Consider the following 22,401-nt stretch of genomic DNA (forward strand, 5'->3'; position numbering starts at 1 on the left):
TTATTTTAGATAGTAAGATGCTTGGACTTAAGTTGTTGACAGATCCGCGATGGGCTAATATCGCAGAGGGGAATTTGGAAGAGATTTTGACAGATCATGCGTGGTGTGAACAAAAGGCAGCTTCAAATGCAATATCCTTGATCACAAACAACTCAGAGCACGAGGATTTGGTTCATGAATTGACAGCCATAGCCATTGAAGAGATGGAGCATTTCAAAATGGTTATTGACATCATCAAAGAACGGGGCTATACATTGGGTCGCGAGCGGAAAGATGACTATGTAGGTCAGTTGATGAAATTTTCCAAAAAGGACGGTAGCCGGAATATGGCGTTTATCGATAGACTATTATTTGCTGCAATGATTGAAGCACGTAGTTGTGAGCGGTTTAGGGTCTTGTCTCAAAATATCCAAGACAAGGAGCTTGCTCAGTTTTATTACGATCTGATGGTTTCCGAAGCGAACCACTATACAACTTTCCTTAATTTTGCAAGGAAATATTCCGTAGATGTCGATGTGGAAAAACGCTGGAAAGAGTGGTTGGACTTTGAAGGTAAACTGATCCAGTCTTACGGAAATAAAGAAGCCATACATGGCTAAAGGATAGCGAATCTACCTATTTTAAAACACATACATAACAGTTGTCCCGTTCTATTTTCTTTAGAACGGGATTTTTTGTCACTTAATTATTCTTATCTTTGTACCGTGATCGAAAAAAGTAAAATAATAGATATCAGGAGTTTGTCTTTGAGTCAGATCAAAGATCAACTGACCGCGTTGGGTGAACAGGGCTTTCGTGCAAAGCAGATTTATGAATGGATATGGGAAAAATCTTGTACAGATTTTGATCAAATGAGTAATTTGAGTAAGGCCCTGCGTGAAAAGCTGAAGGAAAATTTTACGATTAATGCAGTCAAAGTTAAAGAGTCACAAATCAGCTCGGACAAAACTATTAAAAGCAGCTTTAGGCTCTATGACGGTAATATCATAGAGGGTGTATTAATTCCGGCACCTGAGCGTATGACTGCCTGCGTGAGTTCGCAGGTGGGCTGTAGCCTGACCTGTAAATTTTGTGCAACAGGTTACATGGATCGAAAACGTAATCTTAATGCAGATGAAATTTATGACCAAGTGGTACTTATCAGTAAGCAGGCTGAAGAGAACTATGGTCAGCCTTTGACAAATATTGTCTATATGGGCATGGGCGAGCCGCTATTGAATTACGCCAATATGATGAAGTCTGTTGAACGGATCACCGCTCCGGATGGCCTTAATATGGCTGCGAAACGAATCACTGTGTCAACAGCCGGTATTGCGAAAATGATCAAGAAACTAGGAGACGATCAGGTACGGTTTAACCTCGCTCTTTCACTACATGCGGCAAATGATAAAAAGCGTAATGAGATTATGCCAATCAATGAGCAGAACTCTTTAGCCGCATTAGCTGAAGCGCTAAAATACTTTTATGCGAAGACAAAGAGTCCGATAACATTTGAATATATTGTATTCAATAATTTCAATGACGAGTTGGAAGACGCCAAGGAGCTTGCTAAATTCTGTAAGCATGTCCCCTGTAAAGTAAATTTGATTGAATACAACCCAATTGCTCTGGCCGACTTCCTGAATGCCGAAGCTGACAAGATAGACGTATTCGCGAATTACCTAAAAAGCCAGGGAATCATCACCAATGTAAGACGAAGCCGAGGAAAGGATATTGACGCAGCTTGCGGACAATTGGCCATAAAAGACAAGGATAAAGAGACTGCTGAGGCTTAGTTTGCAATATTGTTGCTATCTTTAACTTAGGAAGTTAGCATGATGCCATTTGATCTACGGAATATTCTTGGTGATTTTGTTTCCATATTCTTTCCCAAAGAATGTGCCTGTTGTGGCTGTGTGCTGAAATATCAGGAAAAATATATCTGTATTGCCTGTGATTATCATCTGCCTTATACCAATTTTCATACATATTCGGATAACGATACCGCTAGGCAGCTCTGGGGCAAAGCGCCTATAGAAGAGGCTTGCTCTTTTCTCCTCCTACAAAAGGGGAGTCGTGTAGAGCGGCTAATCTACCAGATTAAATATAATAACCAGCCATTTTTGGCTGAATACTTTGGTTATCAGTATGGCCTCAAGCTCCTTCAATCCGAACTGTACGTTGGATTATCGGCTATTGTTCCGATACCATTACATACGAGTAAGCTTCGGAAAAGAGGTTATAATCAATCGGCTTATTTCGGTCGTGGGCTGTCGCGGGCGATGCATATTCCGTTATGGGAGGACGTATTGATCCGTAAACGGGCAACAATGACACAAACAGGTAAGGACCGTTTAGCGCGTTATGAAAATGTGGAAGACATCTTTGTCTGCAAAGAACTTTCAATGCCACAAGATGCACATATTTTACTTGTTGATGATGTACTTACTACCGGTGCAACCATTGTCTCAGCTGCAATTACCCTGCAGGAATCCCTCGGATGCAAAGTGTCCGTGGCAACCTTGGCCAGAGCCCAATAGTTTTATTCGATAGCCGAGTTTACCGCCAATCAGTGCCTCCTGTCGACATAATTCAACAGATAGGCAAATCCGGCCATGCCAATTCCTACAGAATCAGCAAATAAATCCCACCAGTCACCACTACGGTAAGTAAAAATATAGAGCTGAAGTATTTCCGTTAATCCTGCAAACAGAAAACCGAAAAAAGAGACAATAAAGATGGGTAACCAGCGTGTTGGTTTTCCGCTAAATTGTTGAATAACACCGTTGTACATCAGTGTGCAAAAAACGAAAAACATGCCCGCATGAACGAGTTTGTCCATTCCGGGGTAGCTGGGAACTGTATCAAAGTTATTTCCGGGGAGCGTACATAAAACAATGACTATGATGGCCCAAATAAAACACCATTTGTAGTCCAGTAGGATTTTAATCATGGGGATAAATATCCAAAAATTTCTTGATAGAAGTGAAATGTAAATAATTTTAAAAAATTATTTACCTAATAATCAGCTTGTTAATATATTTTATTTGTTTTATATGGTACTATGTATTGCATGGTACCATAAAATACATATATCTTTGTATTGTTATGATAGCTGAAAATACACAAATCCAAATGAGGAAGGGGATACTTGAATATTGTATCCTATCCATAATTTCTCGAGGAGAAATTTATGCCTCCGATATTATCAGCGAACTGAAGAAAGCTCAATTGTTGGTTGTGGAAGGAACCCTATATCCGCTTTTAACACGTCTAAAAAATAATGGCTTGTTGAGTTATATATGGAAAGAATCGACTTCAGGTCCGCCTAGAAAATATTATGAAATTACCCAAGAAGGACTTGATGTCCTTTCAAGATTGGACATTACCTGGAATGAATTGGTGTTTGCTGTAAACACGTCATTGGTGGGTAGAAACAATGATTCAACTAAACCAGTTAAAGACAATAGCGATGAATAAGACAATAATTATCAACATAAATAGCATCGTCTTCCATATTGAGGAGGATGCCTATGAGGTACTGCGGTCGTACATGATTGATATACAGAAGCATTTTGGTCAGTCGGAAGACAGCCGTGAGATTTTACAGGATATTGAGAACCGTATTTCTGAGATGTTTACAGAGAAGATCCAGGCGGGAAGTAAAGAGGTGCTCAATATGGAAGATGTAAATGCAGTTATTGATCAGATGGGGAGGGTTAGTGACTTTGAGTCGGAAGATCAGGATGACTATAGCTCCTTTCGCCATGAAACGAATACCAATGGTTTTAAGGTCGGTAAGAAATTAATGCGGGATCCCGACGATCGCGTTTTCAGTGGCGTCTGTAGTGGTCTTGGCCATTTCTTTGGGATTGAAGCCAAATGGGTAAGGTTACTTTTTGCGCTTTTTGTCATAATCGGTGGATCGGGGCTATTGGTTTATGTGATTCTTTGGATTGTAATGCCGCCAGCGATTACCAGAGCGGATAAAATGGAGATGCGTGGCGAAGCGCCGAATATCCAGAATTTTAAACGTTCTTTTGACGAGGAAATGAGCGGTGTGAAGGAGACTTTTTCGCGGGGCATGGATCGCACCGGGGATGGCGTGGCGAAGCTATTGCAGATAATCGTTAAAATCATTGGCGTCTTCTTTGTCATCATCGTGGGATTGACTCTTATAGGCTTGATTATAGGTTTGATTTTCTTTGCCTTGGCCATCGTGAATGTTATTCCGGATGTGATGGACGATTCAGGACCATTTTATCTGATGGATCCTAGTGACGTCCCTTTTGCATTGATTGCTGGCTTTTTATCTGTATTTATTCCTTTTGCCGGTTTGTTTTATTTACTTCTTCGGGTGCTATTTGAGAAGAAGCCAATGAGTAATTATCTGACAACGACATTGTTTGTTGTGTGGTTACTGTCCGTTGGAGCCCTTATTTACTATTCAACTTCGGTAGCGAAAGAATTTAGGGAATCGAGCACGATTGTGGACGAAAAGCCGCTACAGAAACAGCCGGTATATTATCTGAAGGAAAATGATGTTCGGGTTATCCGTTTAAAAAATGGGGTGAAAACCGGTATCGGAATAAAAAGCGAGAACCTTTCGTCTTATCTGAAACGGGATATCCGTATTCGGATTGAACGTATCGACTCATTGCAGGAACCTTATGTACGTTATGAATATTCTGCAAAAGGAAATACCTACAAAATTGCTACAGACAGGGCTGCAAAGATCAATTATGCACTGAAGCAAGATACAACTGCCTTGATTTTTGACAGTGCTTTCCAATTGAGCGAAGGTGAGCGCTACCGTGATCAGGAAGTGAATGTTACCCTGTTTTTGCCTGTTGGAACAAAATTGGTGATCAATGATAATTTGGAAGGTAAATTACGCGATATTTCATTTTACGAATGCCGCGACCGTTATAATAAAGATTTAAGGGATGTCAAGGATGTGGAATTTATTGTGACTTCGCTTGGTGTTAAATGTGCTTTGCCTCCAAAAAAATCAGACGAAGAGGAGGCAGAAGATGCTGACCATAATGAAGTCGTTATTGCCGATACTTCCATTGTGATCCGTCGGGATACGATCATCAACACGAAAAAAGATGGCGCGTCCGTTCAGATAAAAAATAAATAATAAGCTGTCTTCCGCCTCAACCGGGCGGAAGACAGATCATACAAGCCAATACCATGATGAAGCCATTGAGCGCTGAGGTTAACTTGCAAAACAAGATAACTAGGACCCTTTTGAAGTTTCATTGCCTTTAAACAAGATTATCCTAATAATGAAAAAATATTTTTACTTCTTACTGTTAAGTTTTTTGATTGTCTCCTTTGCCCATGCGCAAGTGAAAATTACGGGGAAAGTGCACTCGGCGGATCATTTGCCGCTGCCTTTAGCAACGGCCTACCTGATGAAAGCCAATTCTGCTGTTGTCTTAAAAGCAGTGGTCACCAATGAATCTGGAGAATACCAATTTACGGATGTGGGGCCCGGAAACTATCTCGTTGAAGCAAAGATGGTGGGATATACTTCAAACCGAAGTAGCTCTTTTGCTATCGATAAGTCCGATTACTCTCCAGCCGTGATCGAATTGATTGCGGATAACAGAAAATTAGAGGAGGTCACTGTGGAAGGGAAACGTCCTATGGTCGAGAGTAAGCCCGGTAAGTTGATCCTAAACGTAGAGAATTCTCCATTGGCGGCCGGCAACAATGCCCTGGATATAGTGCAACGTGCACCCGGTGTCAGCTTGGACAACAACAATAATTTGCAATTGATGGGACAATCGGGGGTAGCCGTTACCATTGATGGACGGCAAACCTATATGTCTGGTGAGCAACTTTTGAGCTTTTTGAAAAGCACGGATGGTAATCAGATTAAATCCGTTGAAGTGATTACGACACGATCCGCTAAGGATGATGCTGAAGGAGCTGTAGGAACGATTAACATTGTCCTTAAGAAGAATCGTATGGAAGGATTTAACGGGACCTTTAACCTGACGGCAGGAAGCGGTGAAAAATTCAAGGGAAATAGTTCCCTTTCATTAAATTACAAAAAGAATAATACAACACTGTTTGGTTCCTATGCTTATTCTGATGAAAAGTCTTACCGTAAGCTGTATATAGACCGGGTTATACAGAATGATGGTAAAAAGAAATATTTCAATCAAAAATCAACATTGGATGAAGATGAGCGTAATCATTCCTACCGTTTCGGCGTTGAACAAAAGACATCTTCAAGAAATACATTAACACTACAATTCAATGGGTCAAATAATACCGAATATAATGACAATGATAGTAGGACGAATATAGGTACTACCGTATCCGCTTATGATACGATATTAAGCTCATCGTCCTCTTTCAAAGAATTGTTTGACCGCTACTCCGCTAATCTAAATAATGAGTTTAGGATAGATTCCAATGGTCGGAAACTGACTGTTGATTTGGACTGGAGCAAATTTAGGAGCAACAAACGTGTCACTTATCGCAATGAATATTTTGATGCCGATATGAAGTCAGTTGCCCCATTGGAAAATGAACGCAGTAGAATGCCAATCGGTATCGATATCTATGTTGCGAAGTTCGATTACGAACATCCCTTATCAAAAAAGTCCAAGCTTGAGATGGGGGGTAAATATTCGAATGTAAAGTCTGATAATGATCTGCTTTTCGAAAAGCTACAGAAAGACTTTGTGTGGATAAATGATCCGACACGTACTAACCATTTTGTCTATAAGGAGCAAATAGTGGCAGGCTACCTCGATTATAATACAAGCATTGGACAGTGGAGTTTAAAAGCTGGTGTGCGGGGCGAGTATACGATGTCGGATGGAAACTCATTAACAAAGAGCAAGCGTGTGAAACGTGATTATTTTCAACTTTTCCCCAACGCTAATTTGACCTATTCGCTAAATGAGAATCATATATTGTCTATAGGATACACCAGAAAAGTGACCCGTCCTAATTATCGCCAACTGAATCCATTTGATTATTATATTGACAAGTTGACCTTCGAGCGTGGAAATCCGTATTTAAATCCCCAATTTTCCAATGAATTCACATTGAATTATACCTTGTTGCAGCGTTATAATGTGACACTGGGTGTCAATGATGTGAAAGACGCAATTGTAGAAAGCATGGGACAAGACTCTGTCAGAGGTGAGACTTGGGTTGTGCGGGAGAATTTAGGTCGAAATCTGACCTCTTATTTAAATCTAAATATTCCCGTCACTGTATTTAAGATCTGGAGCATGAATAATAATATCACTGGAATCTACTTTGATTTTGATGGTATGATTTCAGGTATTCCGATCAGAAGGAAATCATTTCTCCTTCAAGCGAATTCCATGCATAATCTAAAACTAAGTAAGAGTCTTATGGCTAATGTTAATTTACGCTATTTTTCACCTTTTAAATACAGTGTGTATGACTTAGAGGGGAGATGGGACATGGAAGTGGGAGCGACCAAAACATTTAAAGATCAGCGTAGTTCCTTAAAATTGGCGGTGAGTGATCTATTCAATACGGGCAATCAAAACCTGGTCACTACTTTCGGTCAATTTGATTCTCAGATCAGGCAACGTCAAGATCGTCGGATTATACGGCTGACTTATTCGTACAAATTTGGTAACCTTAAAAATAATTATCGTAAGAAAGATACAAGCAACGAGGAAAAAGAAAGAGCGCAATAGAGCATTACTGTTGTTATTATATGGCACCGTAAGAAAATCGTTTTCTTACGGTTTTTTTATTTCGTGATTGTTGATTAGTTCGGTGGGTAATACACGGGTCTCAAATTCTGTAATAGGATATTTGGCTTCTATCAGTTTGATCAGCAGTTCGGTAGCAATTTTCCCCATTTCGAAAGCAGGTTGTCTAATTGCTGTGACTTTGGACGAAAATAGTTCGACAACATTAGAGTTTGTAAATCCGGCAATAGCGATATTGCTAGCGGCTTCGAAATTTCTTTTTTTCACGACATGGAGGTATCCTGTGGTCAATTTGTCTCCAGAGATGAAAATGGCATCAAACCCAATTTGGATAAGCTCTTCGATCGCCTTTTCAATTTCGTCTAAATGCAGACCTCCATATTGAGAATATTTGACAAGATTCGGATCAAAATCGATATGATTTGCCATCAATGCCTTTTTGTATCCTTCTAAGCGATCTCTTGTTATGGACAGGGATTTTGAGCTTGTCAGGTGCGCGATTCTCTTGTTTCCGAGTTTTATGAGATGCTGGGTCGCATCATAGGCCCCTTGCTGATTGTTGACCACGACCTTGTAGGTGTTAAACTGTTTTGGGATTCGATCAAAAAATACAATTGGAAATCCACGTTCTTTTAATTGATGAAGATAGGAAATATCCTCGGTTTCTGAAGACAATGCAATCAGTAGGCCATCTATGCCTCTGGATGTTAGGTACTCCACATTAAGCCGTTCCCTTTCCGAAGACTCATGTGTCTGTGAAATAATGATCTGAAAATTCTTGTCATAGGCAATAGATTCGACGCCGTTGATGACTTGGGAGAAGAAATTATTGGCTATTTCACTGACAATAATACCAATGGAGTGGCTTCGACGTTCCTTTAAGCTCCTCGCAATGGGATTAGCACGATAATTGATTTTTTCGGCATATTCCAATACTTTTTTTTTTGTTTCAGGACTTATTTCATAACTATCTCTTAATGCTCTGGAGATGGTAGAAGTTGATAAGTTAAGCGCTTTAGCAATGTCTTTGATTGTATAGTTTTCGAATTTCATAATCGGCAAAATAGACTATAATATTAATCAAAAAAAATTATAAAACCTAATTAACTGCCCCGTGCAAACGTTGCCGGCAACGTTTGCATAACTTTATTAATGACATTGGCATCAACAAGTGAAATATACTTTGTAAACTTGATCATATGATAACCAAATAAATTTCCATGCAGTTCGTGCAAGAGTAATTTAATCATTTTAATTAAATACCTAAAAATATGAAAAAAATCAGTACACTTATTTCGGGCTGTGTGATGGTAATTTTTCTCCTGGCTTTACAGCGGGAACAAATCCGCACAATCTATATAATTGGCGACTCTACAGCTGCGGATAAAGATAGCCGTACCTTTCCAGAAACTGGTTGGGGAATGGCTTTTGCAAAGATGTTCAATCAACAGGTGAAGGTCGATAACCGTGCATTAAATGGGCGTAGTTCCAAATCCTTTAAACATGATATCGGCAAAGATGGAAGTGCTGTAAATCATTGGAAGCCTATTTTTGAAAACCTCCGTCGAGGAGATTATGTGTTCATTCAGTTTGGACATAATGATGAAAAGGTTCATAAACCCGCTGTGGGAACTTCATTGGAAGAGTTCGAACAGAATTTGATTTTCTATATCAATCAAACAAGAGAGAAGGGCGGCACTCCGATTCTTTTGACACCGATAGCACGGCGTAAATTTGAAAATGATGTGCTCGTGAAAACCCATGGAGAATATCCTGCAATTATCCGTAAGGTCGCTCGGGATATGCAAACACCTTGTATTGACATGGAGGATAAGACAACAAAACTTGTCATGTCCTACGGAGTAGTGGACAGTAAGAAATTGTTTTTGCATGTGGACAGCGGTGATAAGAATTATCCGCAGGGAAAGAAAGATGATACGCATCTGAATACTTTTGGTGCTAATGAAGTGGCAAAGCTCGTTGCCGCGGGGATGCGGGAATTACAGTTACCTATTCAAAACAATCTGATTCTGAAGTAACTTTAGAACGTTATAAAATCAGAAAGAAGCATACACTCAAATCAATTTGACTGACTGAGGAGGGCTGTCGTAAAAGATGCAGTAGATATGAAAAAGTATTTGGAGAATTTATGAAAAAATGAATTTTCATAAAAAAGCGACATCGATAATCTCGATGTCGCTTTTTTGTATCAGTCGTATACTAGAAAATATATTTCGTGCTTAAGAAATTTGATTCATTTTCACTTACGATGTCATTTAATAGTTTTTTGTTTTCCTCAGTGAATTTTGTCGCCACTAAAGAACGTATGGAGAATGAACGCAAGGCATCCACTACGGACAACGTTCCTTCAGCACTGTCCTTTCTACCTGTGAAAGGGAAAGTATCCGGACCGCGTTGGCATTGACAATTGATGTTTACACGGCTCACTTGATTGACCAGTGGATCGATAAGTGATGAAACAACAGCTGCATTATTGCTGAAAATACTTACCTGTTGTCCATGCGAAGATCCAATTAAGTATTCGATAGGTTCTTCAAGGTCATCAAAAGGAACGACTGGGATAACCGGGCCAAACTGTTCCTCTCTATAAAGTTTCATCTGTGAATTTACAGGATAAACAATCGCCGGGTAGAAGAATGATTCTGCAACTTGGCCACCGTTTTCATTCACTACTTTAGCACCGTATGCTTTTGCATCTTCAATGCATTCAGTCAAATATGCCGGCTTATTGACTTCAGGAAGCGGAGTCAAGGATACTCCTTTTTCCCAAGGCATGCCAAACTTCAATTTAGCAACTTCAGCAGAGAGACGTTTCAGGAACTCTTGTGCCAAGCTACGGTGCACATAGATAATTTTAAGCGCTGTACAACGTTGACCATTGAATGAAAGTGAACCCAATACTGTTTCAGAAACTGCTAGATTCAAATCTGCATCTTTGGTAATGATTGCTGCATTTTTTGCGTCCAAACCAAGAATTGCACGGAGTCGATTCACTTTTGGGTGCAATTTTTTAAGTTCATCAGCTACACGGCTTGAACCGATTAGCGTTAATACATTGATCTTTCCCGATTGCATTAAACTAGGGACAATTTTATTGCCACGGCCATAGATTGTATTGACAACACCTTTAGGAAAACTTGTTTTAAAAGCTTCTAATAAAGGGTAGTGTAATAACGTACCATGTTTAGGTGGTTTGAATAACATGGTATTCCCCATGATCAATGCAGGAATCAATGTCGTAAAAGTCTCATTCAACGGATAATTGAATGGTCCCATACAGAGTACGACTCCTAATGGAGATCTTCGGATTTGGGCAACGATACCCTGTTCGATTTGAAAACGTGAAGAATCGCGGTCTATATCTTTCAGTGCATCGATCGTCGCATAGATGTATTCTACCGTACGATCAAATTCTTTCACGGAGTCAGCGTAGGATTTGCCAATTTCCCACATAATAAGCTTGACGACAATGTCCTTCTTGGCGATCATCTTTTGTGTGAAATTTTCAACACAGGTAATACGATCGGCCACGCTCATTGTCGGCCATTCTCCACGGCCATTGTCGTATGCTTTTACAGCAGCGTCTAAGGCTTCCATGGACTCTTTTTCTGTACAAACAGGGAAACTACCGATGCGCTTACGTTTCAAGCCATCCTTAGTCTTCACACAAATAGGTGAAAAAACTTCGTTTACTTGACCCGTCCAAGAAATCATTTCTCCATTGGAAAGGAACTCTCTTTGATCGACCTGTTCGTCGAGCGTAAATTCTGCGGGAATGTCTTTCTCCTCGTAGAAGATACCTTCTAAGTTTAAGCTCATTGTTTTTAAAAATGGTTTAGATTGATATTTATAAAGATATTGCTAATATAATATAAATTTTGCAATATATGTTAATTTTTTATTAAAATAAGTTTAGGAACTAGTGTTTTCATTACGACCCATGCAATTAAATAGGCAATGGCGCAGAAGGAAAAGATAATGAAATAACCCGCTTCCTCGCCTTTGAAGCCCATAAAAGTCATCTGGGTTTCTTTGGCATAATCAAATAGCCATCCTGATGTTTTGTTGATAATAAAGGCTCCTACACCTCCCGCGAGCCCCCCAATTCCGGTAACGGTTGCAATGGAGCGCTTTGGGAAAGAGTCTCCAACGGTCGAAAAGATATTGGCGGACCAGGACTGGTGTGCGGCCCCGGCAAAACCGATAAGAATGACGGGTATCCAATAGGAGATATGTCCCAGGGGCTGTGCAAAGAGTACAACCAATGGCACAAAAGCAAACAACAGCATGGCTTTCATGCGCCCTTCGTATGCGTTCATTCCTTTTTTGTCAACAAAATAGGTTGGTAGCCATCCGCCATAAATAGACAACATGGTAATTGCATAGAGCACAAAAATTGCTAGCTGTCCTTCTGTATCCGATGATTTTATGTCGTAGACGGCAGAAAGATAAGCCGGCATCCAGAATAAGAAAAACCACCAGACTCCGTCGGTCATAAATTTTCCAAAGACAAATGCCCAGGTTTGCTTATATTTTAAGCATTCAGAGATGGTCGTTCTTGGAAGTTTGGTATCGCCGGTAGGCGTGATCTGCTGTTCATCGTCATCTTGATTGATATAAGCCAGCTCGGCCGCATTGACTTTTGGGTTTTCATTTGGTTTTTTATAGAGAAACATCCAGAAACCCATCCAGACAAATCCTAATGCACCGATGATGATGAAAGACATTTCCCAGCCCCAATGTGCGGCGATTACAGGAATGGTTAAGGGAGCTGCCAAAGCGCCTATTGTCGCGCCCGAATTAAAAATACTAGTAGACAATGCGCGGTCTTTCTTTGGAAAATATTCTGCTGTAGCTTTGATTGCAGCGGGAAAATTGCCCGCTTCACCAACAGCTAATACGAACCGCGCAAATATAAATAGATTGACACTGACACTGATCACTAATCCCACATTGTTGACATGAGAAATTGCCTCTTTTGCGCCTTCGAAACCTACGAACCATTCACCGGCAACAATTCCTGACGTCGCTATACCACAGAAGGCATGCAGTATTGCACCAATGGACCAGATTCCAATTGCCCATAGAAAACCTTTTTTTGTGTCCATCCAATCCACAAAGCGACCTGCAAACAGCATACTGATGGCATAAAAGATTGAAAACAGGGCCGTAATGTTACCATAGTCCGTATTTGTCCAATGAAATTCGGGGCTAATAAAATCCTTCCAGGTCAGGGATAGCACCTGGCGATCCAGGTAATTGATTGTAGTAGCAAAAAATAGTAGGGAGCATATTACCCAACGGTAATTACCCTTTTTCTCCGTGTTAATCATAATGGGTTTAATAGTTTATTTATAGTGTAAGTGTCTGTTTTTTCACGCCAATAAGATCCCTTTGTATTTGCTTTTTAAAGCCGGTGCCAGAGGGATTTTACTGTTATCGTGCTTTCGAGACGAAGTCAAGTGCCTTTTTAGTGTTCTCAAATAAATTGCCTGTGTCTTTAGGGTCAATCAACTTGCTGCCCATCCCTACGGCGCATACACCGGATTTGAACCAAGCTTTTAAGTTTTCCATTTCGATTTCTACCCCCCCCGTAGGTATAAATTTCTGACCTTTAAAAAGGTCCCGGATAGATGACATAAATGCTGGCCCCAGCATATTTGCGGGGAACAATTTTATAAGTGCTGCTTGTTGCTGTTGCGCCGTATAGATTTCTGTTGGGGTCATACAACCCGGGATCCATAATTTATGCTGCTCATGAACAAGCGAACCGACCAAAGGATTTACAATCGGAGAGACAATAAAATCGGCACCGATTTGCAGAAACTGTTGTGCTTCTTCAACCGATTTGATGGTACCTATACCCAAATAAAGGTCAGGCATGTCAAGCTTCTTTGCTGCAACTAAACTCTCAAAAACTGTTAATGCTTCGGGACCACGGTTTGTAAATTCAAAGACACGTATACCGGCCTGGTATAAGGTCCGCAGAATAGCTATACTTTCGGCCTTATCGTGATGGAAGAACAAAGGAAGTATCCCTTGTTCAATGATTTTATCTAATACAATTTCTTTCAAATTCATGCTATCATTCTATTTTTTATGTCTTCCACTGTACTTGTTGTCGCATCGCTGGCGATAAACAGTTTATCAAATGCGGCTAGTGTTGCAAACTCCAGGGTCTCCTTAGGAGAAAGGTTGGAGTATAAGCCATAAATCAGGCCCGCCATAAAGCAATCGCCACTGCCTACCTTATCCAAAATTTCATCGGCTATATATTCCGTTGATTTAATCAGGCTGTCTTTGTCAAACAGCGTGGTGTAATACTTGATTCCCTTACTTTTATGGTCAAAACGAAAGGTGTTGGCTACATATTGACAAATCGGATTCACGGAAATGATCTCTTTGCTTGTACGATCTGCCTGTGCCAGTAAATCTTCTTCCTGATACCCGGAAGAAGAAGTTAGGAACTTTTCGTCTAGCTGCGTGCCGAGCATTTGATGTGCAGCCCAGATATTTCCCATGATTAAATTGCAGTATTGTGCAATTTTGGGCATAATTTCTTTCGGTGCTTTCCCATATTTCCAAAGCTTTGCACGGTAGTTAAGGTCCAATGATACAAAAATGCCTTTTTCCTGTGCTTTTATAACTGCTTCCTGGCATAGATCAGCAATATCTTGGCTAATAGCAGGACAGATAGCTGAAAAATGAAACCATTTGACATCGGCAAAAACCTCTTCCCAATCAATGCTGCCTACTTTGAGGTTAGCAAATGACGAATTCGCACGATCATAGATGACACCGGCATTTTTTAGATCTTTCCCTTTTGGGAGATAGTAAATTCCTAATCTCTCGCCGGTCCACAGCATAGCCGAGGTGTCTATATTTCTGCGTTGCAGGTAGTTGTCAATACCTTCACAGATGGCATTTTGAGGAATTGCGGATAAATAGGATGATGGTACATTCCACAATGCTAAGGCTGTGGCGACATTCAGTTCAGCCCCCCCCACGTAGAAAGGCAACTGGTGTTGTTCAATCCAATCTTGTTCGATGTCGGGACATATCCGCAACAACAATTCTCCAAAGCTTAAAACTTTACCCTGCATGTTCATTAAAATTCAAAATATTCTTTCGCGTTATTGTAGCTGATATCTGTTATGATTTTCCCTACCCATTCGATATCATTCGGTATCTCTCCCTTTTCGATGTCCTGCCCAAAGATGTCACACAATAATCTTCTGAAATATTCATGTCTCGGGAAAGACAGGAAACTTCTGGAGTCGGTCAACATACCAACAAGACGGCTTAATAAACCCATATTCGACAGTGTATTGATTTGTTTTGTCATACCATCTTTTTGGTCTAAAAACCACCAGGCAGAGCCGAACTGGATTTTTCCCTTGATAGAACCATCGTTGAAATTCCCGATCATAGTCGCAATAAGTTCATTGTCCGCAGGATTGAGATTATACAAGATTGTCTTGGTTAGCTTATCTTGATTGTCTAATTTATTCAAAAAATTTGACAATGCACGTGCCTGGCTAAAATCTCCGATGGAGTCCCAGCCTGTATCTGGTCCGATCAAGCGATGCATTCGGGCATTATTGTTGCGTAATGCTCCTAAGTGGTATTGTTGAACCCAGCCTTTTTCATGATCCCATTCTGCAAAATAAATCAGCATTGCAGATTTGAATTTCAGATTTTCGGCCAAGGAGATTTCCTTTTTTGTACGGATCTTATCAAAGATCGTCACGATTTCCTGTTCGGTATAGTCTTCTGCATAGATTTGCTCCAGGCCGTGATCCGACACTTTGCATCCGTTGGCAGCAAAGAAATCATGTCTTGCTTTTAATGCCTTCAAGTAATCTCCAAGATTATTGATTTGAATATCGCTGACCTTTTCCAGTTTATCGATGTATTGATTCAACGCAATGATATCGTCCGAGTTCATGGCTTTATCGGGACGAAAGGCGGGAAGCATCTTGAACGATTCTTTCTCCTTGGCGAATTGTTGGTGAAACTCGAGACTATCGATCGGATCGTCAGTGGTACAAACGACCTCAACATTCATCATTTTCAGTAACCCGCGAACCGAATGGCTATCTTGTTGTAATAGGGCACCTGTATCGGCGTATATCTTGGCCGCCGTTTTTGGGGACAGCAAATCTGTGATGCCAAAGTAACGTTGTAATTCAAGGTGTGTCCAGTGGTGTAATGGGTTGCGCAATGTATAAGGAACAGTTTCTGCCCATTTGATAAATTTTTCTTCATCCGAAGCATCGCCCGTAATATAGCGTTCATTGATACCATTGGCGCGCATGGCCCGCCATTTATAATGATCCCCATGCAGCCACACTTGACTAATGTTATCAAATTTGACATTATTAGCAATCTGTTCCGGAATCAAGTGATTGTGATAATCAATAATCGGCAAATGCTTCGAATAGTTGTGATACAGCTCTTCGGCTGTTTTTGTGTTTAATAAAAAGTTGTCGTCTAAAAAAGCTTTCATACAATATCCTATTTTTATAAACTCACACCTCTTTTCCAAGGTATGAAATCGTCTTGATTTAATTGGACAGCCTTAGGTGTTATTTCGCCACTTGCTGCTTTGATACAATATTCTAAAATATCCTCTCCCATGGCCTGGATAGATTTATCTCCGTCTATAATAGGACCGGTATTAATATCGATGATGTCGGCCATTTTGGTGGCTAATACATTATTTGTTGCTACTTTGATGACCGGACATATTGGATTACCTGTAGGGGTACCCAAGCCTGTTGTAAACAGAATAAGTGTTGCCCCCGCCGCTGCTTTTCCAGTTGTTGCTTCCACATCGTTTCCGGGTGTACAGACCAAGTTAAGACCGGGCTTTGTCGCTTCCTCGGTATAGTCCAGGACATCCACAACGGGTGAGGTTCCACCTTTTTTTGCGGCACCATTACTTTTTATAGCATCCGTGATAAGTCCATCACGGATATTCCCTGGAGATGGATTCATATAAAAACCCGAACCCACAGCCTCTGCGGCGTTGCTGTAGGCAGTCATAAGGTCAATAAATTTATTGGCGGCCTTTGGATCGATAGTACGGTCTATTAGATTTTGCTCGGCCCCACATAGTTCCGGAAATTCGGCCAATAGTACTTTTCCGCCAAGAGCAACCAGGAGGTCGGCCGTGTAACCTACCGCAGGATTGGCTGAAATACCGCTGAATCCATCACTTCCACCGCATTTTACACCTAAGGTCAATTTGCTCAATGGCACGGGCTGTCTACCGAGTTTATTAATTTCTGTCAGCCCAATAAAAGTTTGCAGTATCGCCTCCTTCAGCAATTGCTCCTCACTTTTTGATTGTTGCTGTTCAAACAAGTACAAAGGTTTATCAAAATTTGGATTACGTAGCTTGATGTCGTTGACTAGATCATTCAGCTGTAAATTTTGGCAGCCTAGACTCAATACTGTAATGCCTGCGACATTCGGATGGTCGGCGTAGGCGGCAAGCAATTTACTCAAGATGGCCGCATCTTGTCGAATTCCGCCACAACCACCCTGATGGTTCAAAAATTTGATGCCATCCACGTGCTTGAATACACGGTCAGACTGTTCGGTAATCGTGTTAAGCTGGTCTAGTGAGGACAGGTCTAACGTTTCACCTTTTTCATAGGCTTTTAACAGCTGATGAGTGAAGTTCTTGTATTTTGCAGTGACTGAATAGCCAAGCTCATTATACAATGCCTCTTTTATAACATCAAGATTACGGTTCTCGCAGAAGACAGTTGGGATAAATAACCAGTAATTTGCGGTTCCAACACGGCCGTCCGGGCGGAGATAACCATTGAAAGTTCTTCCTTCGAACTTTGAAACATCAGGCTTTTCCCAGTGGTAGTTTGAAGGTCTGAAATGATAAGGCTCCACAGCATGTTTGGTGTTGTCTGTATTCATGATACTTCCCTGAGGAATATCAAATTGAGCCTTTCCGACGAGTACACCATACATGTGGATTTCGTCACCAAAGTGCATGTCTTGCATAAAAAATTTATGCTTGGCCGGAATATCTTCCTGTAAAATATAATTCGTGCCCTCAAACGAGATCGCATCCCCTTTTTTGAGATCTTGTAAGGCCACCAAAACATTGTCTTTGGGATGTATCTTTAATACGTTGTTTTTCATCTGTAGCGCTATTTATACCTTTTTATTGTCAAGAACTGATGAAATTTCGAGCGCTTTTAATGCTCCTTCTTCCATGATCTGCTGTAATTTCTGATTGACTGTTTCTTCAAAATGAGGAAATTCCGTTAAATTGGTTCCCCATAAATCCGTATCTGAAAGTACGGTATGGACGAGTTTATCTGGATTGGTCCAGGCGGCATGTAATCTTGGGGCCAATTCGTCCTGAAGTACGATCGTCCGTCCATTGATCACCTGCGTATACTGATCGCCGTTCAGTTTCGATTTTAATAGATAGAGATAAGCCGCAAAGCCAAGTGCAAACAGTTGTGGCGCTTCATTGTGGGCTGTATACCACTTTTTTAGCAGCGGGATATTGCGCATGGCCATTTTTGAGCTGTAATTTAAGGCAATGGATTCCCATTTGTGCTCTAGGTGAGGATTGGCAAAGCGATCGATTACTTTCGACGAGAAATCGTTGGTATCCGCAACGGAAATACTGTCACTTAATATTGCCGGGCCAATTTCATCTTGCATTAAAAGACGTATAAATTGGTTGAATGCTGTATTTTGCATAGCCTCCTTTACCGTATTGAAACCTGCAAGAAGAGCAAGGGCACAACTTAATGTATGTGTTCCATTAAGGAGCCTCAGTTTGATTTCCTTGTATTTTTCAATGGAAGGAACCAGCAATACATTTGAATCCGCCAGGGCAAAGGACAGACGTTGCTGCACACGTTCAGAAATAGCTTCTATCGCCCACAAGCGAAAGGGTTCGGCCATAATCATCAATTGATCTTCGTAGCCCAATAAGGCACAGGTTTTTGTGTATTCCGCTAGAGGCAGCGCTCCGGGGACGATACGGTCTACCAGCGTGTTGCAAAAGTCGTTGGCGGTATCAAGCCAGTTCAAAAAATCTTTCGGGAGCTTATTCAGCTCAGCAAGATCCCTTACTATTGATTTCAGTTTAGTTCCATTGTCCGTGATCAATTCGGTCGGAACAATGGTTAAACCTTTATTTTTATCTGCATTGAAGTAAACAAATCTCCGGTATAAAATGGCCAAAAGTTTACCTGGAAATGAAGCTGGTGGTGCGTCGTTGATCGTATCTTCGCTCATGACAATGCCAACTTCGGTGGTGTTGGAAAAAACAATTTCAAGATCTGGATTTTCGGCACTTTTTAATATCTCTGACCAATTTTGGTTGGCCGAAAGCACGCGTGAAATCGAATTGTTGATTTCGTAATGTGAAATTTCCTCACCGTCTTCTATCCCTTTAATAGCTAATGTATATAGGTTGTTTTGCTGTTCGAAGGCATCAGCACCGGCTGAACTTGTTGATTTTACAACGAGGATTCTGCCACAGAACAGGTTTTGTTGATTGGCTTTATGGACAAAATAATCTGGTAGGCCTCTGAGCAGTACGCCCGTGCCGAATTGAAGAATCTTTTCTGGATAAGAGAAAGATGATTCGGTAGGCTTACTGACCAGATCCGAACCAATTGTATTTATAGTATGTTGTGCGAGTAACATCTGATAACTATTTATTATTGAATTTTATGTTGTTTTTTCCATTTCGGAAAGTCCTTTTCGATCAGTTTCTCTGGCCAGCTGCCGAACCAGGCATAGCCATTTCTACGCTCTTCGGATACATCCTCAAAATTGTATTTGACGGTATCGTCGCGATCTCCAAAGAGCGGACGGTTGTCAGCCAAATCATAGAATCGTGCCCAAATTGTTGAACTACTATCAGCCACAAGCTTACGTTCATACTCTCCGGTCAGCTTATCTTGCAAGCGGTCGAAACGATAACCTTCGATATCATTTTGCTGAAACCATTGTATTGCGGATTCGATAGCCTGCTGGATCGCTGGCGTCGCAGGCTGCATCATCAGAAAACGAACGATGGCAACGGATTCACTCGTGCTTAATGAAGCAGGTTCAAATTTTCTGGCTTGAGCAGGCACCAAAGTATTCTGATCGTATTGTGCAGCCCAAATACTCCTTATTCCGTCTTGCATGACCTGTGTCTTCAGGATACACGCTATGCCTGTTTCCACTGCTGTTTGCGCTTTTGACACAAATATAGGGTTGACAGATTCAAAGCCTTGTTGTTTATTGGCAACTTTGTAAAGCACCAATAACGCATTGATCATGGCATTATCGTTGTAGGTTATCTCAGCTCTATAGAGTGATTTATTCGGATAGTATTGTGGAAAGCCCCCATTCTCATATTGAGCCGATAAGATATATGCGATACCTTTTTCCGCAGCGGTCAGATAAGCCGGATTTTTGGTATCCTTAAAAGCTTTGATCAATACATTTATTTCCCGAGTGGTCGCATTGTTGTCGAGCGTGGCATGGTCAATAGCTGTGTTTTTAATCTTTTGCAGGATTTCTTTTGTTATTGGCAGCTTGTAGTCAACGACACTTTTGTCGACCAGCTGTTTAGGCCATGCACCATTCGGTAGTTGATAAATGAGCATCTTTTCTGCTAATGAATCTGTGGAAGTCAAGGACTGTCCAGCGCAGTGATGATGAAACACGGATACCGCGATGAAACTTAGGATGGCTATTTTTCTCATGGTTCTAGTTTTTGATCTGCTTGAACAACCAGTGCACTAAATCATTTGCCGCAGCAAAATTTTCATATTCCTGGGGCAGTTTTCTTCCATCTGTATATTCGTTATACAACCATGGATCCCCGATTGCAAATACGGTCCCTTTTCCATACTTCGCCGTGGCAATGATGTTATCACCATTCTCTTGAATTAGTACTTGGGCAGGAGCTTTAACTTGTAACGTTGAAATCTCCTTGACATATATTTTGGATGTATTTGGAAATACTGTATTACCTTTCGGGATATGAACTGCCCCGGTTTGGAATTCATTTCCTTTGACACGATTGCGACTGTCTTCATTAAATGTGATGCCGAACTTCTGTGCGAGGGTATTGAATTTGGTGATTTCGCAATTGCCACTATCATTTAATAAAAGAACGAGTACACCGCCCTGTTCAACCCATTGTGCAATCTGCTGGGCATCGGTTTCATTCATGAAATGTGGATTTTCGGTTTCTTTCTCTGTATCGGGATCTACGATCATATAGATGTTGGATTTGGAGAGATTCTGTCGTGTAGGAGCTGTCTTTAATGTATTTAATTGCCCCCCGTTTTTTTCAATTATCCTACCCAACAGCGAAAATCCATTGTTATCATCGCCATCCCAAAGATAATGATAGGGTTTAAGCTGCCCCGATGCTGTCTTTTTATATTCGTTGTTGAAGTAATTATCCAATGTGACAGTACGCCGTTTCTTACCCTTTTGTTCATTCAAAAATTCAACTTCTGATGCTGCAAGGATAAAAGCACCGACTCCCTTGGGATCATTGGTAATGACGGGTTCGCTCATATAATACGCAAAGCTACCGTCGCGATATTTTTTCCCACCTAAGCCAGACACTTGGACCGTTTTGTTAAGGTTCACACGATTTTCTCCTGCTGGAGTAATGAACTCCTTAACAAGTCCTTGATAACCCCGGTCCAGACTTTTTTGAAATGAAACCGGGATATAGCCTTTGCGCAATGATTTTGCCAATGCAAAGACAAACATACTTGAAGCCGAGGATTCGAGGTAATTCTCTTTTCTGGTGCCTAAATCCACAATATCATACCAAACACCGGTTTTGGCATCTTGATACTTGACGATTGCCGATAACGTTCTGTTTAAGATCGCAATGAGTTCTTGTCTACGAGGATGCTCTTCCGGGAAATAGTCCAATACATCAACAAGCGCCATCACATACCAGCCCATGCCCCTGGCCCAAAAGTGTGGTGACAAACCTGTTTTCGGATCAGACCAGCGTTCTTTTCTCGATTCATCCCAACCATGATACAGCAGGCCTGTTTTCGCATCACGGGCGTTTTTTTCCATGTAGCTAAACTGGTTGGCGATATCGTCAAAGGCGGAAGGTATATTCATCAGGCTAGCATATTCCGCGTAGAAAGGTTGTCCCATGTATAAGCCATCCAGCCACATTTGATAAGGATAGATTTTCTTATGCCAAAAGCCTCCTTCATTAGTTCGCGGATGTTTTTGGAGCTGTGCATATAATTGGTGGCAGGCCTTAAGGTATTTTTCTTTGCCGGTCACTTTGTAAAGCGTTAATAGTGCCGTACCATTTTTGATGTTGTCGATATTGAAATCTTGCGCATCATAGTTCTTAATGGAATCCGGAATGCTGAGATAAGCATCCATGCGGGTCTGCATATAATTAAAATAGGTCGCGTCTGCCGTATTGCGCCATACATCTGTGAGACCTTCAAAAATAACCCCCATGTCGTATGACCATTTCGGAAATTTGTCGGTCCTGTTGAATAGGGAATCCGGATAGAGCTGTTCAAGTACAGTATTGGCCATCTGCTCAGAAAAAGGCTTTTTTTGGCCAAATCCTGAAAATGGAACAAGTGCTATAAGGTTTAAAAGGATTAAAAATAACTTTCTCATCACGTTC

19 protein-coding genes are annotated in these 22,401 nt (G+C 41.0%); 7 read left to right on the plus strand and 12 right to left on the minus strand.

The window, feature by feature from the left end; translation table 11 throughout:
- Positions 1-17: 17 nt before the first annotated feature.
- The 3 genes from DCO56_RS15120 to DCO56_RS15130 all read left to right on the plus strand — a co-directional run bounded on the left by DCO56_RS15120 (position 18) and on the right by DCO56_RS15130 (position 2,519).
- Positions 18-599: a MiaE family protein gene (locus tag DCO56_RS15120; protein WP_108634623.1), complete on the plus strand. Its 582-nt coding sequence runs from the start codon at positions 18-20 to the stop codon at positions 597-599.
- Between the two features lie 75 nt (positions 600-674).
- Positions 675-1,775 (plus strand): dual-specificity RNA methyltransferase RlmN, encoded by a 1,101-nt coding sequence (gene rlmN, locus DCO56_RS15125; RefSeq protein ID WP_376786660.1) that lies wholly within the window; start codon positions 675-677, stop codon positions 1,773-1,775.
- A 39-nt stretch (positions 1,776-1,814) separates the two neighbouring features.
- Positions 1,815-2,519: a ComF family protein gene (locus DCO56_RS15130; protein ID WP_108634625.1), complete on the plus strand. Its 705-nt coding sequence runs from the start codon at positions 1,815-1,817 to the stop codon at positions 2,517-2,519.
- Between the two features lie 29 nt (positions 2,520-2,548).
- Here DCO56_RS15130 and DCO56_RS15135 read toward each other — a convergent pair whose 3' ends face one another.
- The gene (locus DCO56_RS15135; protein ID WP_108634626.1) at positions 2,549-2,932 is read right to left on the minus strand and encodes a VanZ family protein; all 384 of its coding nucleotides are present in this window, start codon (positions 2,930-2,932) and stop codon (positions 2,549-2,551) included.
- A gap of 155 nt (positions 2,933-3,087) precedes the next feature.
- Between DCO56_RS15135 and DCO56_RS15140 the strand changes: the two genes are divergently transcribed.
- From DCO56_RS15140 to DCO56_RS15150, 3 genes are all read left to right on the plus strand, one after another.
- Positions 3,088-3,459 (plus strand): PadR family transcriptional regulator, encoded by a 372-nt coding sequence (locus tag DCO56_RS15140; RefSeq protein ID WP_104383543.1) that lies wholly within the window; start codon positions 3,088-3,090, stop codon positions 3,457-3,459.
- Positions 3,452-5,122, plus strand: coding sequence for a PspC domain-containing protein (locus DCO56_RS15145; RefSeq protein WP_165309378.1), 1,671 nt, complete (start codon positions 3,452-3,454; stop codon positions 5,120-5,122). Before DCO56_RS15140 ends, DCO56_RS15145 begins: the two co-directional genes overlap by 8 nt.
- A 148-nt stretch (positions 5,123-5,270) precedes the next feature.
- Positions 5,271-7,682 (plus strand): TonB-dependent receptor domain-containing protein, encoded by a 2,412-nt coding sequence (locus DCO56_RS15150; RefSeq protein WP_108634628.1) that lies wholly within the window; start codon positions 5,271-5,273, stop codon positions 7,680-7,682.
- Positions 7,683-7,727: 45 nt separating this feature from the next.
- Here the strand turns inward: DCO56_RS15150 and DCO56_RS15155 are convergent, their stop codons facing one another.
- Together DCO56_RS15155 and DCO56_RS29325 are read right to left on the minus strand one after the other, a co-directional pair.
- Complete coding sequence (locus tag DCO56_RS15155) at positions 7,728-8,753, minus strand: LacI family DNA-binding transcriptional regulator (protein WP_108634629.1); 1,026 nt, start codon at positions 8,751-8,753, stop codon at positions 7,728-7,730.
- 50 nt (positions 8,754-8,803) lie between these two features.
- Positions 8,804-8,950 (minus strand): hypothetical protein, encoded by a 147-nt coding sequence (locus DCO56_RS29325; protein WP_165309375.1) that lies wholly within the window; start codon positions 8,948-8,950, stop codon positions 8,804-8,806.
- 21 nt (positions 8,951-8,971) lie between these two features.
- On the opposite strand from DCO56_RS29325, the gene DCO56_RS15160 reads away from it, so the two are divergent.
- Positions 8,972-9,739: a rhamnogalacturonan acetylesterase gene (locus tag DCO56_RS15160; RefSeq protein WP_108634630.1), complete on the plus strand. Its 768-nt coding sequence runs from the start codon at positions 8,972-8,974 to the stop codon at positions 9,737-9,739.
- A gap of 181 nt (positions 9,740-9,920) precedes the next feature.
- Here the strand turns inward: DCO56_RS15160 and DCO56_RS15165 are convergent, their stop codons facing one another.
- The 9 genes from DCO56_RS15165 to DCO56_RS15205 all read right to left on the minus strand — a co-directional run bounded on the left by DCO56_RS15165 (position 9,921) and on the right by DCO56_RS15205 (position 22,394).
- On the minus strand, positions 9,921-11,540 hold the full coding sequence (locus tag DCO56_RS15165; RefSeq protein WP_108634631.1) for an NADP-dependent glyceraldehyde-3-phosphate dehydrogenase: 1,620 nt from the start codon (positions 11,538-11,540) through the stop codon (positions 9,921-9,923).
- A 71-nt stretch (positions 11,541-11,611) separates the two neighbouring features.
- Positions 11,612-13,054 carry an MFS transporter gene (locus tag DCO56_RS15170; protein ID WP_425444075.1) on the minus strand — a complete coding sequence of 481 codons (1,443 nt, stop codon included), beginning with the start codon at positions 13,052-13,054 and terminating at the stop codon, positions 11,612-11,614.
- A gap of 103 nt (positions 13,055-13,157) precedes the next feature.
- A complete protein-coding gene (locus DCO56_RS15175; protein WP_108634632.1) occupies positions 13,158-13,802 on the minus strand; it encodes a bifunctional 4-hydroxy-2-oxoglutarate aldolase/2-dehydro-3-deoxy-phosphogluconate aldolase in 645 nt (214 codons plus the stop codon).
- Positions 13,799-14,824, minus strand: a complete 1,026-nt coding sequence (locus DCO56_RS15180) for a sugar kinase (RefSeq protein ID WP_245935843.1) — start codon at positions 14,822-14,824, stop codon at positions 13,799-13,801. Before DCO56_RS15180 ends, DCO56_RS15175 begins: the two co-directional genes overlap by 4 nt.
- Before the next feature lie 5 nt (positions 14,825-14,829).
- A complete protein-coding gene (uxaC, locus tag DCO56_RS15185) occupies positions 14,830-16,230 on the minus strand; it encodes a glucuronate isomerase (RefSeq protein WP_108634634.1) in 1,401 nt (466 codons plus the stop codon).
- A gap of 14 nt (positions 16,231-16,244) precedes the next feature.
- Positions 16,245-17,891, minus strand: coding sequence for a UxaA family hydrolase (locus DCO56_RS15190; RefSeq protein ID WP_108634635.1), 1,647 nt, complete (start codon positions 17,889-17,891; stop codon positions 16,245-16,247).
- Positions 17,892-17,903: 12 nt separating this feature from the next.
- Positions 17,904-19,421, minus strand: a complete 1,518-nt coding sequence (locus tag DCO56_RS15195; RefSeq protein ID WP_108634636.1) for a tagaturonate reductase — start codon at positions 19,419-19,421, stop codon at positions 17,904-17,906.
- 14 nt (positions 19,422-19,435) lie between these two features.
- Positions 19,436-20,473 carry a pectate lyase gene (gene pelA / locus DCO56_RS15200; protein ID WP_108634637.1) on the minus strand — a complete coding sequence of 346 codons (1,038 nt, stop codon included), beginning with the start codon at positions 20,471-20,473 and terminating at the stop codon, positions 19,436-19,438.
- Between the two features lie 4 nt (positions 20,474-20,477).
- Complete coding sequence (locus tag DCO56_RS15205; RefSeq protein ID WP_108634638.1) at positions 20,478-22,394, minus strand: glycoside hydrolase family 88 protein; 1,917 nt, start codon at positions 22,392-22,394, stop codon at positions 20,478-20,480.
- Positions 22,395-22,401 lie beyond the last annotated feature (7 nt).

The organism is Sphingobacterium athyrii (genome assembly GCF_003071065.1).
GTDB classification, from domain to species: Bacteria; Bacteroidota; Bacteroidia; order Sphingobacteriales; family Sphingobacteriaceae; genus Sphingobacterium; species Sphingobacterium athyrii.

Coding starts and splice junctions, on each gene's coding strand:
- DCO56_RS29325 (WP_165309375.1), bottom strand. CDS start 8,950: ATGATTAAATTACTCTTGCACGAACTGCATGGAAATTTATTTGGTTAT.
- DCO56_RS15190 (WP_108634635.1), bottom strand. CDS start 17,891: ATGAAAAACAACGTATTAAAGATACATCCCAAAGACAATGTTTTGGTG.
- DCO56_RS15130 (WP_108634625.1), top strand. CDS start 1,815: ATGATGCCATTTGATCTACGGAATATTCTTGGTGATTTTGTTTCCATA.
- DCO56_RS15195 (WP_108634636.1), bottom strand. CDS start 19,421: ATGTTACTCGCACAACATACTATAAATACAATTGGTTCGGATCTGGTC.
- DCO56_RS15135 (WP_108634626.1), bottom strand. CDS start 2,932: ATGATTAAAATCCTACTGGACTACAAATGGTGTTTTATTTGGGCCATC.
- DCO56_RS15175 (WP_108634632.1), bottom strand. CDS start 13,802: ATGAATTTGAAAGAAATTGTATTAGATAAAATCATTGAACAAGGGATA.
- pelA (WP_108634637.1), bottom strand. CDS start 20,473: ATGAGAAAAATAGCCATCCTAAGTTTCATCGCGGTATCCGTGTTTCAT.
- DCO56_RS15150 (WP_108634628.1), top strand. CDS start 5,271: ATGAAAAAATATTTTTACTTCTTACTGTTAAGTTTTTTGATTGTCTCC.
- uxaC (WP_108634634.1), bottom strand. CDS start 16,230: ATGAAAGCTTTTTTAGACGACAACTTTTTATTAAACACAAAAACAGCC.
- DCO56_RS15120 (WP_108634623.1), top strand. CDS start 18: ATGCTTGGACTTAAGTTGTTGACAGATCCGCGATGGGCTAATATCGCA.
- DCO56_RS15180 (WP_245935843.1), bottom strand. CDS start 14,824: ATGCAGGGTAAAGTTTTAAGCTTTGGAGAATTGTTGTTGCGGATATGT.
- DCO56_RS15140 (WP_104383543.1), top strand. CDS start 3,088: ATGATAGCTGAAAATACACAAATCCAAATGAGGAAGGGGATACTTGAA.
- DCO56_RS15205 (WP_108634638.1), bottom strand. CDS start 22,394: ATGAGAAAGTTATTTTTAATCCTTTTAAACCTTATAGCACTTGTTCCA.
- DCO56_RS15170 (WP_425444075.1), bottom strand. CDS start 13,054: ATGATTAACACGGAGAAAAAGGGTAATTACCGTTGGGTAATATGCTCC.
- DCO56_RS15165 (WP_108634631.1), bottom strand. CDS start 11,540: ATGAGCTTAAACTTAGAAGGTATCTTCTACGAGGAGAAAGACATTCCC.
- DCO56_RS15160 (WP_108634630.1), top strand. CDS start 8,972: ATGAAAAAAATCAGTACACTTATTTCGGGCTGTGTGATGGTAATTTTT.
- DCO56_RS15145 (WP_165309378.1), top strand. CDS start 3,452: ATGAATAAGACAATAATTATCAACATAAATAGCATCGTCTTCCATATT.
- DCO56_RS15155 (WP_108634629.1), bottom strand. CDS start 8,753: ATGAAATTCGAAAACTATACAATCAAAGACATTGCTAAAGCGCTTAAC.